This window comes from Luteibacter sp. (assembly GCF_051958795.1).
Lineage (GTDB): Bacteria > Pseudomonadota > Gammaproteobacteria > Xanthomonadales > Rhodanobacteraceae > Luteibacter.
Genome location: NZ_JBQCFT010000249.1, coordinates 37,242 through 50,894 on the forward strand (window position 1 = coordinate 37,242; position 13,653 = coordinate 50,894).

A 13,653-nucleotide genomic window follows, 5' to 3' on the forward strand; every position below is an offset into this window, starting at 1 on the left:
GCCGCGACCAGGAGACCTCCCCATGAAGCAGATCATCCTCATCACGGGCGCTTCCAGTGGCTTCGGCCTGCTCACCGCGCGCGCCCTCGCCGATGCCGGCCACACCGTCTACGCAAGCATGCGTGACATCACCGGCCGCAACCACGCGCAGGCCGAGGCCGTGCTCGCCGAAGCGCGCGAGCGCAAGGTCGACCTCCGCGTCGTCGAGCTGGACGTGACCTCCGACGACTCGGCGAAGGCCGCCATCGCGACCGTCGTGCAGGAAGCCGGCCGCCTCGATGTCCTCGTGCACAATGCCGGCCACATGGTCTTCGGCCCGGCCGAAGCCTTCACCGCCGAACAGTACGCCCAGCTCTACGACGTGAACGTACTCGGCACGCAGCGGGTGAACCGCGCGGCGCTGCCCGTGATGCGCAAGCAGGGCAAGGGCCTGCTGCTCTGGGTGTCGTCCAGCAGCACGCGCGGTGGTACCCCGCCGTTCCTCGCGCCATATTTCGCGGCGAAGGCGGCCATGGATTCGCTCGCGGTCAGCTATGCCGGCGAACTCACGAAGTGGGGCATCGAAACCTCAATCATGGTGCCCGGCGCCTTCACCAAGGGCACCAACCACTTCGCCCATTCGGGCAAGCCTTCCGATACCGCGATTGAAGCGGAGTACATGGATGGCCCGTACGCCGGCATGCCCGATCGCATCCTCAAGGGCCTGGCTTCGCTCGAACCCGCCGATGCGGACGCTGGCGTGGTTGCCACGAAGATCGTGGAAGTGGTCGACATGCCGTTCGGCAAGCGTCCGTTCCGCGTGCATGTGGATCCCTCGCAGGATGGCGCGGAAATCGTCAACGGCGTGGCCGACCGCGTGCGCCGCGAGTTGTTCTACCGCGCGGGCATTGATGAGTTGCTGACGCCGGTGGGGTGAGTTCCGGGGGTTGGTTGTGGGCGCGGGTTGGCGGGCGATGGGGTCCCCCGCACCCCCCAATCGGGTGCAACCACGCTCCCACAACAAGCTCCCACAACACGCTCCCCAGGCTTACGGCGCGTAACGCGTAAACACCAGGTCGTGGTCTTTCACATTGGCCTTGTGGCACCCAAGACAGGTCTGGTGCTGGGCCAGGTCGACCGGCTTGCCATCGACGAAGCGGCCAAAGCCCCAGCCGCCCGACGCGGCGTACTTCTTCGAGTCCTTCACCATCACCTGCACCGTCGTCGCCGCCCCGGGCACGAAGGCCGGGGCAAACTCCTTCGACTGCACGTGCTTCCAGGCCAGCTTCACCAGGATCGAACCATCGGGGAACGGCAGCGTCCCCTCGCGATACGCCTTGATGGCAATGTCGTTGCCGACCACGACGCGCAGCTCATCCAGTGGCGGGGTTTCATGCGCGGGCGCGATGAACTCCCAGTGCCGGTAGCCCTCAGGGACGGTCACCCCATAGAGCGGTGATTTCGCCGGCGTATCCGCCGTAGCCGCCAGCGTCACCGCCGTCGCGAAGGAGCCGGCGGCGATGGCGAACAGCGCGACGAGCGAACGCGTCACGAGAGCTTGTCCACGTCGATGATCGCCTGGGCAAAGGCCTGCGGAGCTTCCTGCGGCAGGTTGTGGCCAATGCCGCCAGTGATCGTGCGGTGCGCATACTTGCCGGTGAACTTCGCCGCGTACTGGGCCGGTTCCGGATGCGGTGCGCCATTCGCATCGCCTTCCATGGTGATGGTGGGCACACCGATGGTCGGCCCCTGCGCGAGCTTGGCCTCCAGCGCGTCGTACTTCGCCTCGCCCTCGGCCAGGCCCATGCGCCAGCGGTAGTTGTGGATCACGAGCGCGACATGGTCCGGGTTATCGAACGCGGCCGCGCTGCGGTCGTACGTCGCGTCATCGAAATCCCATTTCGGCGAGGCAAGCTTCCAGATCAGCTTGTTGAAATCGTGGCGGTTCTTGTCGTAACCCTCGCGACCACGCTCGGTCGCGAAATAGAACTGGTACCACCACTGCAGCTCGGCCTTCGGCGGCAGCGGCTTCTTGCCGGCTTCCTGGCTGCCGATGAGATAGCCGCTGACCGAGACCAGCGCCTTGACCCGCTCGGGCCACAGCGCGGCGACGATATCGGCGGTGCGTGCGCCCCAGTCAAAGCCGGCGATCGTTGCCTTCTTGATCTTCAACGCGTCCATCAGGTCGATGATGTCCGTGGCGAGCGCCGCCGGCTGCGCATTGCGCGGGGTGGAAGCGTCGATGATGTGCGTGCTGCCGTAACCACGCAGGTACGGGATGATGACGCGATAGCCTTTCGCGACGAGGACCGGCGCCACGTCGACGAAGCTATAGATGTCGTACGGCCAGCCATGCAGAAGGATCGCGACCGGGCCCTTCGCCGGGCCCATGTCAACGTAACCGACATCGAGCGCTCCGGCGCGGATCTGCTTTAGGGGCGGGAAGCTGTTGGTGCCGCCAGATGGCTGCGCAGCGCCCATGCCGGTCGCGGCACCACCACCACCGATGGCGGGCGACGAGGGCGTAGCGTCGGCGAGGGCGGCAAAGCCCAACGGGCCGGCGGCCATGGCCATCGCGCTTACGCCGAGGAACCGGCGGCGGGAAAAGGTATGTTCTGAAGACATGGTGATTCTCCGTTAACGCAGTGACTTGAAGGCGGCGCGGAGCTCTTCGACGAAGAGCTGGGGCTGTTCCCACGCGGCGAAATGGCCGCCCTTGTCGGCTTCATGGAAGTAATAGAGCGACGGGTAGGCGCGCTGTGCCCAGCTCTTCGGCGCGCGGTAGATCTCGTAGGGGAAGACGGTGATCGCGACCGGTACCTTGATCTCGCGGGTCTTCTGCGCCTCGGAACTGAAGTTGTTGTTATTGTTTTCCCAGTAGAAGCGCGAGGCCGATGCGCTCGTATTGGTCAGCCAGTAGAGGCTGATGTCGTCGAGCATTTCATCGCGGCTGAGCACGCCATCGGGGTGGCCGCGGTTATCGGCCCACTGCACGAACTTCTCGTACATCCATGCCGCCTCGCCCGCGGGTGAATCGGCAAGCGGGTAACCGATGGTCTGCGGACGCGTCACCATCATCGCGCCATACGCAGCGTTGCGCCCGAAGAACATGCTGAGTGAATCGAAGGCGCGCTTCTCGTCCGGTGCCAGGCCGGCCGGTGCCGGGTCGCCACCAAAGATCGGCTTCACCAGTTCCGGCGGAATCGTGGCCGGCATGTTCAGGTGGATGCCGAGCAGGCCGGCAGGCGCCTGGCGGGCGAGCGCATCGGAGATCACCGAGCCATGGTCGCCGCCCTGCGAGACGTAACGCGTATAGCCCAGGCGATGCATCAGCGTGTCCCATGCCTTCGCGACACGATCCGGACCCCAGCCGGTTCCCTTCGGCTTGCCGGAGAACCCATAACCCGGGATCGCGGGAATCACCACGTCAAACGCATCTTCCGCCTTGCCGCCGTGTGCCGTGGGATTTACGAGCGGATCGATGGTCTTCAGGAATTCGATCGGCGACCCGGGCCAGCCGTGGGTGAGGATCAGCGGGAGTGCATTCGGGTTCTTCGAGCGGACATGGATGAAATAAATGTCCACGCCGTCGATCGTCGTAACGAATTGCGGGAGCTTGTTGAGCTGGGCCTCGAACTTGCGCCAGTCATAGCCCTTGCCCCAGTACTGCACCAGCGCCTGCACCTTCGCAAGCTGGGTACCCTGGGAATCATCGTCCACCGTCTCCTTGTCGGGCCAACGCGTATCGGCGATGCGCCGCTTCAGGTCGGCCAGCGCCTTGTCAGGCACGTGCGCGTGGTAAGGGCGGATCGAGGTGTCGTCCGTGGCGGACGCGCGGGTGTCCTGGGCATGGGATAGCCCGGAGGCTCCCAGCAGGGCAAGGCCCAGCGCGAGGGTGGCTGCACGCATCGGTGTTCTCCATGAATGATGAAGCACGGATCACAGCAGACCCCATGAAGGTAGGCGATTGCACCTTGGTATCGACACATACCAACGTATGGACGTGGCGTGTAACGAGCCTGCGGAGCCTGGGTTAGGCGATTCCTATCGTGTATGGCACGACGCACGCGTATGTGCGTGGGCGTCTATACTCGTGGCACGGTTGCACTCTCGCGGCCATCAGGGAGATTCCATGTCGAAGGTGCGCATCGCAGGGTTCAATGTTTCGATGGATGGCTATTCGGCCGGACCGAACCAGAGCCTCGAAAATCCGCTGGGCGTAAACGGCCCGGACATCTTCCAGTGGTTTTTCCCGACCCGCATGTTCAGCGAAATGATCGGAAAGGATGGCGGCGAAGCCGGGCCGGACAACGATTTCGCATATCGCGCGATGGACGGCTTCGGCGCGTTCATCCTGGGCCGCAATATGTTCGGTCCGATCCGTGGTGAATGGCCGGACGACGAGTGGAAAGGCTGGTGGGGCGATAACCCGCCGTACCACGCGCCGACCTTTATCCTCACCCGCTATCCGCGCGAGTCGATCGAAATGGAAGGCGGCACGACCTTCCATTTCATCACGGGTGGTATCGAGGAAGCCTTGCGGCGCGCGCGTGAGGCGGCAGGCAGCAAGGACATCAAGATTGGCGGCGGCGTGTCCACCGCCAGGCAGTACATCGAAGCCGGCCACGTCGACGAAATGCACCTCGCCATCGCACCCGTCGTCATGGGGCAGGGCGAGGCGCTGTTTGCTGGCCTCGACCTGCGTGCCATGGGCTACAAGACCATCGAGCACGTGCCAACGGCGCGCGCGATGCACGTGGTGCTGGCGCGCGACTGAAGCCCGCCTATGCGCGTTTACCCCGCGGGCTTCACCGCGGGGTCGAGGAAGCGCCCGACGACCTCGGGCAGCATCGGGTCGACAGCGAGCGTGTAATGCGTCGTATCGGGCAGGATAGCGAGCGCATTGGCAGGTCGCTTCGATCCATCGAGGCCGGCATCGCGCTGGCCGCCTCCCAGGGCCTTCCAGAATGCGACCATGTGTTCCGGGCGGATCGCGTCGGCGTCGGCATACACCAGGAGTGTGCGCATCCGAAGCTTTGCGACGTCCGCGCTCCAGTCGAAGGGGCGGCTGGTCATGTCACCGACCTTCATGAACAGCCGGGTCCAGTCGACGTCGGGATACGCCTTGCCTAAAGGCGAGGCCTTGACGCCGGGGCCGATCGTGGCGGCATTGCCTTCCATCTGTTTGAACGCCGCCACGGCTTCCGGATAAAAGCCGTCCTGGCTCATCGTCACCGACACCAGCACCAGCCGGTCAACGACGTCAGGATGGCGGATGGCGGTCTGTAGGGCGACGGAGCCGCCGAGCGAATAGCCCATCACGTCGGCCTTGCCGAGCTTCAGCTGACGGATGAGCGCCGCGATGTCATCAGCCATCGTTTCGCTGCGCAGCGGCCGGTCCGTATCCGGCGTACGCCCGTGTCCCTGGAGATGGACGGCGATGACCTGGCGATGCCTGGCCAGCTCGTCCAGGTTGCTTCCGAAACTGCCCGGGTCGATACCGCCGTGCAGCAGGATGAGCGGCTTGCCGATGCCATGCACGCTGTAAAAAAGATGCTGGCCATTGACGTCGGCAAAGTGCTCGCCGCCCGCAACGGCAGGAGCCGTCGTAGCGCGGACGGGGAGAACGGCAGCCAACACAGCGGTCGCCGCGGCAGTCTTCATGAAATCACGTCTCAGCATGGCTTCGTTGTCCCTTCCCTATGCCGCGGCAGCGGTGTGACTAGTGGCGTGAAGCGAGCAACGCATCCAGCTGCGCGAACTGCTCGGGCAGGCCTTCCGCCGAACCGGCGAGGGCTTCTTCAAGCGCTGCCGTGGTGGGGTAAAGCTCGTGCAGGGTGACCAGCGTCTTGTCGCCCTGGGCTTCGAACGTCACCGTGGTCACAGCGCCGTCGGGGCTTTCTTCGTTCGTCCAGACCATACGCTTGTTCGGCGTCACGTCGCTGTATGTGCCGAAGAACGTCATCGGCTGGTCGAAGTTGGGGTGGCGGAATGTAAGGCGATACTTGCCACCCGTGCGGATGTCCATGTCGCATGACTCAAGCGACATACCCACCGACTTCGGCACCCACCACGTCTTGAACAGGTCGGGCGTACTCCATGCCTCGAACACGATGTGCACCGGCGCATCGAACGTCCGCGTCACGAGCATCTCGCGGTCGCCCCTGCGTTGGACATCGGTGCGGTTCGTGGCGCGGCCACCTTCATTCATCACGCTCATCTGCCCTCTCCTCGCGTTTCAGCTGGTCAACGATCTGGTCGAGCGCATCGAAACGAGCGCTCCAAAGCTGGCGGTGCTGCTCGATCCAGCCGGCTTCCTCTTCCAGCCGACGTGGCCCGAGCTTGCAGGTACGGACGCGCCCCACCTTCTCCGTGGTGACCAGCCCCGCCTGCTCCAGGACGCTCACGTGCTTTTTCATGCCCGTGATCGTCATCCGGAACCGCTGGGCGAGATCGCTGATCGACGCGTGTGAATCCCCGAGCTGTTCCAGGACGCCCCGCCGGGTGACATCGGACAGGGCGGCGAACGTGGCATCGAGGCGAGCTTGATACTGAACCATATGGTTCACTGTATGCCGCCGATCGAGGCTCTGCAAGTGGCTCCGCACCCGGAAACCTGAACTCTGGAAAATTCTGCATATTGATAATACAGAAATGAACTATATACTTATGTTGTAACCACGCCACAGGCCGTTCCCATGAGTGACTTCGCCCCCACCGAAGCGCGGATCCACAACACCATCAAGAAGTACCCCGCCTTCCCCCGGGAGCCGGCGGTGCTCGTTCGCCTGGTGAAGCACCTCTATAAGGAGGTGCACGACGAGGCCAATGGTGTGATGAAGCCGTACGGCCTGAATCACCCCGAGTACAACATCCTGATGATGCTGTACGGGGCGGCGGGCAACGCGCTCAATCCTTCGCAGCTGGCTGATGCGGCCGGCGAGAAGCTGGCGAACGTCACCCGCCTGACGACGCGCCTGTGCGACATGGGCTACATCGCCCGTGCCGCCAGCGAGGATGACCGCCGCAAGATCGAGCTCACGCTCACCCCGGCCGGCGTGGACCTTATCGAGAGCTTCCTGCCCGACATCGTCACGCTGCTACACCGGCAGACGCGCAACCTTAGCCGTGACGAGCAGAACCTCCTCGAGGGCCTGCTGAAGAAGATGCTTGCCGGGTTCGGGGAGTAAGCGGGCGCCGCCATGTCTGCCGTGAATCCCACCGCCACCGCTACCACGCCGGCCACTCGCCAGGTCGTGGTGGAGACCCTGCGCGAGGAGGCCTCGATCTGGCTCTTCGTGGTGAAGACGCTGGTCGCGTTCTTCGCCGCGGGCTGGCTGGCCATGCGCTTCGACCTGCCGGCGCCATCCACCGCGATGCTGACCACGATCATCGTGGCCAACCGGCAGTCGGGCATGGTGCTGGCGAAGAGCTTCTACCGTGCGATCGGCACGGTGGGCGGCGCGACGGCGGCTATCGCGATCGTCGCGTCGTTCCCCCAACAGCGGGATCTGTTCCTCGTCGCGCTCTCGATGTGGATCGGTGTCTGCGCCGGTGGCGCCACGCTTTACCGCAACTTCAAATCCTATGCCTTCGTGCTGGGCGGCTACACCGCGGCCATCGTCGCCATCCCCGTCATCGACAACCCGCCGGGCGTGTTCGACTCCGCCGTGGCGCGCCTCTCCGAAGTGCTGCTCGGGCTGCTGGTCAGCGGCGTGGTGAACGACGTGGTCTTCCCGAGCCGCATGCGCGACGTGCTGCGCCGCTCGGCGCGCGAACAGTTCGCACACTTCCTCAACTTCGTCCGCGGCGCCACGGAAGGGTCGATCCCGCGCGAAGCCATGGAAAACGCGCACCTTCGCTTCGTGCGCGATGCGGTGACGCTGGAAGACCTGCGCAGCTCCGTGATTTTCGAGGACGCGGAAGCGCGTGCGCGCAGCAACCACCTGCGCCTGTTCAACCAGCGCTTCATGGCGGCTTCCACCAGCTTCCAGTCGTTGCACCACCTCGTGAACCGGTTGAAGCGTGCGAAGCGCGATCTCGCCGCCGATACGCTGGTCCGCTTGTACGCGCCGATCGGTGATGCCCTGCATGTGCCCATCGAAGCGGGCATGGCGGCGCGCGTTCTGTTGCCCCGCCTGGCCGATGCGCGTACGGCCATGCGTACGCAGCGCCCGCTGCTTCGTGCCTCGCTCAGCGACGTCCAGGACATCCGCGACTACGATACCGGTGCCTCGCTGCTGATGCGCTTTGCCGACGAGCTACATGCCTACGTCGACGCGGCTGCCTCGCTCCAGGCACCCCGCATCGTCGGTGGCACGGCCGAGCGCGTGCGCTTCGATCGCGGCAATGACTGGCTCGGCGCAGGGCTGGCCACGTTCCGCACCACGCTGACCATGCTGGTGCTCGGCCTGTTCTGGATCGCGAGCGCGTGGCCGATGGGGTCGAGCGCGATGCTCCTGGCCACCATCTTCGCCGGTCTCTTTGCGACGACACCCAATCCCACCCGCGTCACGTGGATCGTCATGCTCGGCTACCTCAGCGGCATGGCCATGGGCTTCATCTGCGAGTTCTTCGTGCTTACCCAGGTGGATGGCTATCCGCTGCTCGTCGCCGGCATCGCCCCGTTCCTTGCGGTGGGACTGGTCATGATGATGAGCCGGAAGCTGGGGTCGTTCGGTCTCGGCTGGTCGATGGGCCTGGCCTACATCCTTGCGCTGAAAAATGTGCAGACCTACGACCCGGCGCATTTCATCAACGATGCCATCGCCCAGGTCGTCGGGCTTGGCGCCGCGGCCGTCTCGTTCGTGGTGATCCCGCCGGCGATCGGCAGTGCGTGGCTGCGCCGCCGCCAGCTGACGCGGTTGCGCGGGCAGGTGGCGCTGGCCGCCGAGGCACCGTTGCCGGGTCTGCGCCACCGCTTCGAGAGCGTGAACCACGATCTCTTCAGCCAGGTCGTCGCGCAGACGCAGCCCGGTAGCGCGGATTCCCGTGCGCTGGTGGCGTGGGCACTGGCGGTACACGAAACCGGCCGTGCGCTCATCGAGTTGCGCCACGACATGGCCCGGCGCGACATACCCTCGACGCTGCTGCCCTATCTGCAGGAAGCCCTGCGCGCGCTGGCGCGCTTCTATGAGAAGCCGGACCCGGCGGGCTACCTGCTGGCGCGCGACGCCGTGGCCACGGCCATCGCAAGCGTCGGCGAACACGACGGGCAGGCCCACCTGCTCGAACACCTGCACCTTGTCCGCATGGCGCTGCTCGATGGCGAATCCGTCCTCGCCGCGTACATGCCTTCCGCTCCGCTTGCCAAGGAAATCGTCCATGCCTCGTGAGATTGCGCTCGGCGACGCCCTCGTACCGGGGTTGCTCGTCCTTTTCGTCCTGGCCCTGCTGGCCCTGTGGATCCTGGATTCGCTGGCGGGCCGCTTCGGCCTCTACCGCCTTGTGTGGCACCCGCCGCTGTTCCGCCTTGGCGTGTTCGTCTGTGTCTTCGGCGCGTTTGCGCTGTTCCTTATCTGAGTGATGCCGTCATGAAACTCACCACGATCCTCCGCTTCGCCATCACCGCCGCCGTCATCGTCGTCGCGGCGTTCGTCGGGCACGCGTTGTGGAAGCACTACATGTATTCGCCCTGGACCCGCGATGGCCGCGTGCGCGCGGAAATCGTGCGCATCGCCCCCGACGTGGCGGGCCTGGTCACCGATGTGCAGGTCATCGACAACCAGACGGTGAAGAAGGGTGACCTGCTGTTCGTCGTGGACAAGGCGCGTTACATCAACGCGCTGAACCAGGCGAAGGCCAACCTCCACGCGGCCGAGGCTGCCGCACGCGCGTCGGGCGCCAACATCAACGCGGCCGCTGCGAGCGCGCAGCAGAGTCGCTCGAACTTCGAGATGTATGCCGCGCAGTCCGATCGCCGGCAGAAGCTGATCAACAACGTTATCTCGGCGGAAGACAAGGCCAATGCGCTTGCCGCGGCGAATGCCGCCAAGGCGGGCTGGCAGGCTGCACAGGCGAGCACGAAGCAGGCCTCGGCCGCGCAGGAGCAGGCGCTCGCCGCCGTCGCCCAGGCCGAGGTGGAAGTGGCCGCCGCGCAGCTCAACCTCGATCGCACCGACGTACGCGCGCCGGTGGATGGCTATGTCACCAACCTGGATGTCCGCGTCGGCGATTACGCCAGTGCCGGCACGGCGCGCCTTGCGCTGATCGACAGCCACTCGTACTGGATCTACGGCTATTTCGAAGAAACCAAGCTGCCTGGCCTGCGCATCGGCGATCCGGTCGACATCCGCCTCATGAGCGGTGGCGTGCGCCTGCAGGGCAAGGTCGAGAGCATCGCCCGCGGTATCACCGATGCGGATAACCCGACCGGCAGCGACATGCTGGCCGACGTGAACCCGACCTTCAACTGGGTGCGCCTGGCCCAGCGCGTGCCGGTGCGCGTGCGCATAGATGCGACCCACCTGCCGCAGGGTACGGTGCTGGCGGCCGGCATGACGGCGACGCTGGTGGTGCATCCGTCGCAAGCCGAGCAGGTTGCCGTTCGCTAACGTCTATTCGTAGGAGCCCACCCTGTGGGCGACATCTTTCGCGATGACGCCGCAGGGCCCTGTGACTCTCCCGCGAACGGCGTCGCCCACAGGGTGGGCTCCTACGGGGCGAGGCGCTTGAGCCGCAGCTGAAGCCACTTGTCCACGTCAGCCCATTCGGTGGCGAGGATGCTGTAGCAGACGGTGTCGCGGAGGGAACCGTCCTCGCGGCGCTTGTGGGCGCGCAGCACGCCTTCCTTGCGCGCGCCAAGCCGCTCGATGGCTTTTTGGGAATCCTGGTTGTAAGCGTCGGTGTGGAACTCGACCGCGACCACGCCAAGGTTCTGGAAGGCGTTATCCAGCAGCAGGTGCTTGCAGGCCGTGTTCAGGTGGCTGCGCTGCCAGCGCTTCGCGTACCAGGTGTAGCCGATGGCCAGCCGGTACGGGTCGGGCGTGATGTCGTAGTAGCGGCTGGTGCCGACGATGTCGCCGCTCGAGCGCTCGCGGACCACCCAGGGGGCCATGCGGCCCTCGACCTGGCCGCGCAGGGCCTTTTCCACGTAGGCGGTCATCTCGCCCGGGCGGGGGACCGTGGTGAACCAGAGGTCCCAGAGCTCGCCATCGGCCGCGGCCTCTTCCAGCGCGGGGACGTGCTCGAGGGTCATGGGCTCCAGGATGACCCAGGCGTTTTCCAGGCGGTCGGCCATGCGTAGGGCTCCTCTCAGGCGTCCAGGTCGGGGATGAGGCTGCTCTCGATCCGGGCGATCGCGTCTTTTAGCAGCAGTTTGCGCTTCTTGAGGCGGGTGAGCTGGAGCTCGTCCCGGCTGATGGCCTGGGCAAGGTGCTCGATGGCGGCGTCGAGGTCCCGGTGCTCCACCTTGAGCTCCGCGAGACGCTGGGATAGCTGGGTCGGATCCTGAACCTGCATGGCGGCGGCCGGCGGCTTTGGGGGAAGCGGGAAGTTTACCCCCCGGCGTGCCGCGCCGCAGCAGCTACAATAGGAGGCTCGTCCCCTCCGAAGCACCCAGCGACATGTCCGCGAACCCCGACGCCACCCGTAAGCAGAGCTACGAAGCCGGCAAGCTGGCCAAGCGCCTGCGCCGCCAGGTCGGCCAGGCGATCGCCGACTACGCGATGATCGAGGATGGCGACAAGGTCATGGTGTGCCTGTCCGGTGGCAAGGACTCCTACACGATGCTAGATATCCTGCTCTCGCTGCAGGCCAAGGCACCGGTGCGGTTCGAGATCATCGCGGTGAACCTCGACCAGAAGCAGCCCGATTTCCCGGAGCACATCCTCCCGGAATACCTCAGCGAGCGCGGCATCCCGTTCCACATCATCGAGCAGGACACCTACAGCGTCGTCACCCGCGTGATTCCGCAGGGCAAGACGATGTGCAGCCTGTGCTCGCGCATGCGCCGCGGCGCGCTCTACCAGTGGGCCGCCGACAACGGAGTCACCAAGATCGCGCTCGGCCACCACCGCGACGACATCCTCGGCACCTTCTTCCTGAACATGTTCTACCAGGGCAGCCTGAAGGCGATGCCGCCCAAGCTGCAGTCCGACGATGGAAAGCACGTGGTCATCCGCCCGCTCGCGTATTGCCGCGAGGACGATATCGCCGAGTACGCGGAGGCCAGGGCCTTCCCGATCATCCCCTGCAACCTTTGCGGGTCGCAGGAGAACATGCAGCGCAAGGTCGTGAAGCGCATGCTCGCGGATTGGGAAAAGAGCCATCCGGGCCGCAGTGAAACGATGTTCCGCGCGCTGGGCAACATCGCCCCTTCGCAACTGATGGATCGCAACCTGTTCGACTTCGCGGGCCTGGGCGCCCGCGAAGGCGCGGTGCGCGCCGATACCCATGCCTGGCTTGGCGGCAGTGACGCCGCCGGCGACAACGACTGACAACCCCTTCCACCGCTTCAAGGCCTTCCGATCATGACCCTGTTCTCCGCTGTCGAACTCGCGCCGCGCGATCCGATCCTCGGCCTCAACGAAGCCTTTGGCGCCGATACGCGCGCCGACAAGGTGAACCTTGGCGTGGGCGTCTACTACGATGCCAATGGCCACGTTCCGCTGCTGCGCGCCGTGCGCGAAGCGGAAAAGGCGCGGGTGGAAGCCCAGCTGCCGCGCGGCTACCTACCGATCGACGGCATCGCGCTCTACGACAGCGCGGTGCAGAAGCTGCTGTTCGGCGCCTCGTCGCCGCTGCTGGCCGATCGCCGCGTGGTCACCGCGCAGGCGCTCGGCGGCACCGGCGCGCTCAAGGTCGGCGCCGATTTCCTCAAGCGCCTGAACCCCGATGTCCCGGTCGCCATCAGCAACCCGAGCTGGGAGAACCACCGGGCACTGTTCGAGAACGCCGGCTTCAAGGTCGTCGATTACCCTTACTACGACGCGGCCACCCACGGCGTGGATGTCGACGGCATGCTCGCTGGCCTGGCGAAGCTGCCGAAGGGCGCCGTCGTTGTGCTGCACGCCTGCTGCCACAACCCGACCGGTGTTGACCTGACCGAAGGCGACTGGAAGCGGGTGATCGATACCGTGCGCACGCAGGGTCTCGTGCCGTTCCTCGACATCGCCTACCAGGGCTTCGGCGATGGCATCGAAGCCGACGCCGTGGCGGTACGCCTGTTCGCCCAGGCCGAGGTGCCGTTCTTCGTCGCCAGCTCGTTCTCGAAGTCGTTCTCGCTGTATGGCGAACGCGTCGGCGCGCTGTCGATCGTCACTGGTTCGCACGACGAAGCGGTGCGCGTGCAGTCGCAGCTGAAGCGGATCATTCGCACGAACTATTCGAACCCGCCGACCCACGGTGCCGCCATCGTCTCCGCCGTGCTCAACCACGATGACCTGCGCGCGACGTGGGAAACGGAACTGGGCGAGATGCGCGAACGGATCCGTGCAATGCGTCGCGGCCTCGTCGAGCGCCTCGCGAAGGCCGGCGATTTCAGCTTCATTCAACAGCAGCGCGGCATGTTCTCGTACTCCGGCCTCAGCAGCGCACAGGTCGATCGCCTGCGCGAAGAGTTCGGCATCTACGCCGTGGGCACGGGCCGCATCTGCGTCGCCGCGCTGAACGACAGGAATATCGACCGCGTCGCCGAGGCGATCGCGAAGGTGGTCTGAGCCACCGCCACACTCA

Annotated in this window: 16 protein-coding genes; 8 read left to right on the forward strand and 8 right to left on the reverse strand. The window is 65.5% G+C overall.

The window, feature by feature from the left end; genetic code table 11:
* The first annotated feature begins 22 nt into the window (after window positions 1–22).
* Complete coding sequence (locus ACTHLF_RS12755) at window positions 23–916, forward strand: SDR family oxidoreductase (RefSeq protein WP_440327721.1); 894 nt, start codon at window positions 23–25, stop codon at window positions 914–916.
* Between the two features lie 111 nt (window positions 917–1,027).
* Here the strand turns inward: ACTHLF_RS12755 and ACTHLF_RS12760 are convergent, their stop codons facing one another.
* The 3 genes from ACTHLF_RS12760 to ACTHLF_RS12770 are packed head-to-tail and all read right to left on the reverse strand — an operon-like array spanning window position 1,028 to window position 3,888.
* Entirely contained in the window at window positions 1,028–1,531 is a 504-nt protein-coding gene (locus ACTHLF_RS12760; RefSeq protein ID WP_440327722.1) for a cytochrome P460 family protein, read from the reverse strand.
* On the reverse strand, window positions 1,528–2,604 hold the full coding sequence (locus ACTHLF_RS12765) for an alpha/beta fold hydrolase (protein WP_440327723.1): 1,077 nt from the start codon (window positions 2,602–2,604) through the stop codon (window positions 1,528–1,530). Before ACTHLF_RS12765 ends, ACTHLF_RS12760 begins: the two co-directional genes overlap by 4 nt.
* 12 nt (window positions 2,605–2,616) lie before the next feature.
* On the reverse strand, window positions 2,617–3,888 hold the full coding sequence (locus ACTHLF_RS12770) for an epoxide hydrolase family protein (RefSeq protein WP_440327724.1): 1,272 nt from the start codon (window positions 3,886–3,888) through the stop codon (window positions 2,617–2,619).
* Window positions 3,889–4,111: 223 nt separating this feature from the next.
* Between ACTHLF_RS12770 and ACTHLF_RS12775 the strand changes: the two genes are divergently transcribed.
* On the forward strand, window positions 4,112–4,756 hold the full coding sequence (locus ACTHLF_RS12775) for a dihydrofolate reductase family protein (protein WP_440327725.1): 645 nt from the start codon (window positions 4,112–4,114) through the stop codon (window positions 4,754–4,756).
* Between the two features lie 17 nt (window positions 4,757–4,773).
* On the opposite strand, the gene ACTHLF_RS12780 is transcribed toward ACTHLF_RS12775, so the two are convergent.
* Genes ACTHLF_RS12780 through ACTHLF_RS12790 form a run of 3 tightly spaced genes read right to left on the reverse strand, consistent with a single transcriptional unit; the run spans window position 4,774 to window position 6,575 of the window.
* Window positions 4,774–5,661, reverse strand: coding sequence for an alpha/beta fold hydrolase (locus ACTHLF_RS12780; RefSeq protein ID WP_440327726.1), 888 nt, complete (start codon window positions 5,659–5,661; stop codon window positions 4,774–4,776).
* Between the two features lie 40 nt (window positions 5,662–5,701).
* Window positions 5,702–6,199: an SRPBCC family protein gene (locus ACTHLF_RS12785; RefSeq protein ID WP_440327727.1), complete on the reverse strand. Its 498-nt coding sequence runs from the start codon at window positions 6,197–6,199 to the stop codon at window positions 5,702–5,704.
* Complete coding sequence (locus ACTHLF_RS12790) at window positions 6,183–6,575, reverse strand: ArsR/SmtB family transcription factor (RefSeq protein ID WP_440327728.1); 393 nt, start codon at window positions 6,573–6,575, stop codon at window positions 6,183–6,185. The genes ACTHLF_RS12785 and ACTHLF_RS12790 overlap by 17 nt, the downstream gene beginning before the upstream one ends.
* A gap of 102 nt (window positions 6,576–6,677) precedes the next feature.
* Between ACTHLF_RS12790 and ACTHLF_RS12795 the strand changes: the two genes are divergently transcribed.
* From ACTHLF_RS12795 to ACTHLF_RS12810, 4 genes are read left to right on the forward strand one after another with little or no spacing between them, the layout of a single operon-like run.
* The gene (locus tag ACTHLF_RS12795; protein ID WP_440327729.1) at window positions 6,678–7,169 is read left to right on the forward strand and encodes a MarR family winged helix-turn-helix transcriptional regulator; all 492 of its coding nucleotides are present in this window, start codon (window positions 6,678–6,680) and stop codon (window positions 7,167–7,169) included.
* Window positions 7,170–7,181: 12 nt separating this feature from the next.
* Window positions 7,182–9,314, forward strand: a complete 2,133-nt coding sequence (locus tag ACTHLF_RS12800; protein ID WP_440327730.1) for an FUSC family protein — start codon at window positions 7,182–7,184, stop codon at window positions 9,312–9,314.
* A complete protein-coding gene (locus tag ACTHLF_RS12805) occupies window positions 9,304–9,501 on the forward strand; it encodes a DUF1656 domain-containing protein (RefSeq protein ID WP_440327731.1) in 198 nt (65 codons plus the stop codon). The genes ACTHLF_RS12800 and ACTHLF_RS12805 overlap by 11 nt, the downstream gene beginning before the upstream one ends.
* Before the next feature lie 11 nt (window positions 9,502–9,512).
* Window positions 9,513–10,532, forward strand: a complete 1,020-nt coding sequence (locus tag ACTHLF_RS12810; RefSeq protein WP_440327732.1) for an efflux RND transporter periplasmic adaptor subunit — start codon at window positions 9,513–9,515, stop codon at window positions 10,530–10,532.
* A gap of 101 nt (window positions 10,533–10,633) precedes the next feature.
* Here ACTHLF_RS12810 and ACTHLF_RS12815 read toward each other — a convergent pair whose 3' ends face one another.
* Together ACTHLF_RS12815 and ACTHLF_RS12820 are read right to left on the reverse strand one after the other, a co-directional pair.
* On the reverse strand, window positions 10,634–11,218 hold the full coding sequence (locus ACTHLF_RS12815) for a GNAT family N-acetyltransferase (protein WP_440327733.1): 585 nt from the start codon (window positions 11,216–11,218) through the stop codon (window positions 10,634–10,636).
* Window positions 11,219–11,232: 14 nt separating this feature from the next.
* Entirely contained in the window at window positions 11,233–11,439 is a 207-nt protein-coding gene (locus ACTHLF_RS12820; protein WP_440327734.1) for a YdcH family protein, read from the reverse strand.
* Window positions 11,440–11,543: 104 nt separating this feature from the next.
* Between ACTHLF_RS12820 and ttcA the strand changes: the two genes are divergently transcribed.
* A complete protein-coding gene (ttcA, locus tag ACTHLF_RS12825; RefSeq protein ID WP_440327735.1) occupies window positions 11,544–12,416 on the forward strand; it encodes a tRNA 2-thiocytidine(32) synthetase TtcA in 873 nt (290 codons plus the stop codon).
* A gap of 33 nt (window positions 12,417–12,449) precedes the next feature.
* The gene (locus tag ACTHLF_RS12830; RefSeq protein WP_440327736.1) at window positions 12,450–13,637 is read left to right on the forward strand and encodes an amino acid aminotransferase; all 1,188 of its coding nucleotides are present in this window, start codon (window positions 12,450–12,452) and stop codon (window positions 13,635–13,637) included.
* Window positions 13,638–13,653: the final 16 nt, after the last annotated feature.